The sequence below is a fragment of the Paracraurococcus lichenis genome, assembly GCF_030657435.1.
Classification (GTDB): domain Bacteria; phylum Pseudomonadota; class Alphaproteobacteria; order Acetobacterales; family Acetobacteraceae; genus Paracraurococcus; species Paracraurococcus lichenis.
On the sequence record NZ_JAUTWS010000366.1, the window covers coordinates 1 to 854 of the forward strand.

The following is an 854-nucleotide window of genomic DNA, read 5'->3' on the forward strand; positions in this document are numbered from 1 at the left end:
CTCGGCTTCGACAACTGGGCCGAGCACGAGGCGCTCTACGGCGCAGACGCGCCGATTGCCGAGATGGAGCTACCGCGCGCCAAGGCGCAGCGCCAAGTGCAACAGTCGATCCGGAAGCGGATCGCAGCGCGCGTCACGATCCTCGCACCGGCCGTAGCTGCCTGAGGGACTGCCGCAGCATTGGGGGCCTGCCACCGAGAGCGGGTATGCTCTGGCTCGTTTTCCGCGCTGAGGTAGTGCCGACGTGGCCTGGATCGTGAGACTGGTGAGTGTTGAGGCCGATGGGACGGAGCACAGCACCGACGTTGTGCAAATCTCCAGGCCCTACACCCTCGCCGACCTGGCCAGCCTGGGACTGACCCTAGCCGAGAGCAAGCAGCTCCTGGCCGGGGTGCAGCAGGAGATCGTCGCCGCGCAGGCCCGTCTTCATGCCACGCTCCGCCCGGAGTGCCGGGACTGCGGCACCCCGTGTCGGATGAAAGACTATCGTCAGCATGAGGTTGCAACACTGTTCGGTCAGGTGACGGTCCGGCTGCCCCGTTTCCACTGTGCCGGATGCGGCTCCGCCGAGGCTGGCGTGGACTGGCCACCACGTGTCCGCTCGACCCCGGAGCTGGACCGGTTGCGCGCCCAGCTCTCTGCACTGCTGACCTACCGGACCGCGGCTGACCTGCTCGGTCAGATGTTCCCAGTCGATGCGGGCTTGGATCCGGAGAGCTTGCGCCGCCATACCTTCAAGGTCGCCGAGACCTTGCCGATGCGACCCGCAACCGAGACGCCCGCCAGTGCCAGTGCCAGTGCCAGTGCCAGTGCCAGCGCCGAGGCGGTCACGGTGACCTTGGACGCGACCTTTG

Annotated in this window: 1 pseudogene; it reads left to right on the forward strand. The window is 67.3% G+C overall.

What is annotated here, in order from left to right:
• Positions 1-244: 244 nt before the first annotated feature.
• Positions 245-854, forward strand: a pseudogene (locus Q7A36_RS40270) (hypothetical protein); the annotation flags it as partial.